The organism is Sphingomonas sp. (assembly GCF_048594985.1).
Taxonomy (GTDB): Bacteria; Pseudomonadota; Alphaproteobacteria; order Sphingomonadales; family Sphingomonadaceae; genus Sphingomonas_I.
On the sequence record NZ_JBMDXG010000160.1, the window covers coordinates 1 to 2218 of the forward strand.

Below are 2218 nucleotides of genomic sequence, written 5' to 3' on the forward strand. Positions count from 1 at the left end.
CGTCGATCCGTCGACGCGATATAAGCCATGGCGCGCCGAAGGATCAAAGGTAGCGCCGCCTGGATGTCACGACGATTGTCCGGGAGCACGTCGCATCAGCCAAAGATGCAGCCGGCCCTCCGCCGCATCCGCCTCGGCCACAACGCGGAAGCCGCGCCGCTCGTAGAAGCGCACATTGTAGGGGATTGGCGCCAGCAGATAGCAGGGCGTGCCGTCGCGATCGATCTTTTCGAATCGCGAGCGCATGAGCGAGGTCGCGATGCCGTGCCGCTGAACCGCCGGATCGACGCCGAGAAGCGAGAGATACCAGTGCGGTTCGTCACGCCGGAGGCGATGCAGATGCGCGAGATCGGCCATCAGACCCCGGATGCGCGACCAGACGGCCTCGCCGATCAGTTGCGGCACGTCCCAAAGCCCCGATCGTCGAAGCACGGCTTCGGAGGGAGGCTGGGAGCCGGGCGGAAACCAGAGCGCAAGGCCACGCAACTGATCGTCGACCTCCGCCAACCCGTCGAGCATGACATAGCGGATCATGGCCGCGGCGAGCTTCGGTGCCAGCGCGCTGCGCTGCGCGGGATCCGGCAGAATCCACGCCAGTCCGGGATCATGGAAGAAGGCTGGGCCAGCGACATTGGCCGCGGCGTCGATGTCGCTCATGGTGAAGGGGCGCACGGCGCCGGTCACGCGACCGATCTCTTTCCCAGCGGCCGCCCGTCCTCGGCAATCATGGCGCCGCGACCTCGACGTCGTTGAAGATCAGCGACGCCATGAAGCCCATGCGAAAGCCCTGGACGCGCGTGCTATGCGCCATCAGCCAGGACCAGCCCGGTGACAGCAGCGGCACCATATATCCCTTCTGCAGCAGGTATTTCTGAATCTCGTCCAGCTTTTCGGCGCGGGCAGCGCCGGAGAGCGCCCGCTGCGCTTCGAGAAGGGCATCGAGTTCGGCATCGATGCCCATATTCACGAAGCCGGGGCGTTTCCAAAGGAAATACAGATAGTTGGGATCGACACCCGAAACGCCGGACACCCACAGCGCCGGTTCGCCCTCATCCGAGGCGTTGGCGGTGGCGAGCATATGGAAGAACGTCGTCGGCTCCAGCGCCTGGATCTCGGCCTTGACCCCGATGGCCGCGAGATCCTGCTCCCTGATCTGGTAGGTGCCCGTCCAGCCTTCGCGGGCGGGTCCGAGAATGCGCATCCTGAGCGGATGGTCCGCCCCGTAGCCGGCCTTCGCCAGAAGCGCCTTTGCTCCCTCGGGGTCGTAGGGGGCGCCCCAGGCGGCGCAATGCTGCGGATCATTCCCGAAGAGGCCGGGCGCGATCGGGCAATCGGCGACGCGCGTGAGACCCGCGAAGGCGATCTCGGCATAGGACTGCCGGTTGAGAGCCATCGCAATCCCACGGCGGACATCCGGATTGTCGAAGGGTGGCACGCGCCAGGTAAAACCGGCGAACATGATCTCGCCGGTGAGATCGGCCGAATAGAGGGCAATGCCGGGATCGCCGCCGGACGAACCGGCATCGGCGATCGACGGGTCGGCCATGTCGACCTCACCGGACCGCAAGGCGGCCATGCGCGCGACCGCTTCCGGAATGACGCGAAGCGTCAGGCGCTCGACATGCGGCGGCCCCGGATTGCGGACCAGCGGATTGACGTTGCGATAGTTCCGGTTCGCCTCGAGCTCCACGCGGTCGTTGCGGACCCAGTTCACGAGACGAAACGGTCCAGTTCCGATCGGTTGAAAGACTTGGCCTGCGACGGCCGCCGGACAGATGACGGCACTGGGTGGGCTGGTCAGGAACGAGACCAGAGGCTCGAAACGCTCGCCAAGACGGATCGTCACGACGTCGCCGGCAACATCGGTTGCGACGACCGGCCCCCAGGCCGGCGCGTTCGGGTTGATCGTCGCGGGATCGAGCGCGCGATCGACGCTCGCCTTCACGCCCGCCGCATCGAGCACGCTCCCGTCGTGACACTGAACACCGTCGCGAATGGCAAACGCATAGGACAAGCCGTCCTCGCTGACCGTCCAGGACTTCGCGATTCCGGGGTGGATGGAGCCATCGACGTCCATGGTCAGGAGCGTGTCGAAGATGAGCGACGCCACCTGCATGGCGCGGGTCGAGCCGTCGCGCTGCGGGTCGAGACCGTCCGCATCGAACTCGCGCGCCACCGTGAGGCTGGCCGCGTCAGCGGATCCGAGCGGCGCCGCGAC

The 2218-nt window shown here is 66.4% G+C and carries 2 protein-coding genes; both read right to left on the reverse strand.

Going from position 1 to position 2218, the window contains the following annotated elements; genetic code table 11:
* Positions 1–66 precede the first annotated feature (66 nt).
* Complete coding sequence (locus ACOJSF_RS06200; protein ID WP_420141351.1) at positions 67–684, reverse strand: GNAT family N-acetyltransferase; 618 nt, start codon at positions 682–684, stop codon at positions 67–69.
* A gap of 40 nt (positions 685–724) precedes the next feature.
* The coding region (locus ACOJSF_RS06205; RefSeq protein ID WP_420141352.1) for an ABC transporter substrate-binding protein at positions 725–2218 on the reverse strand (1494 nt) is incomplete at its 5' end.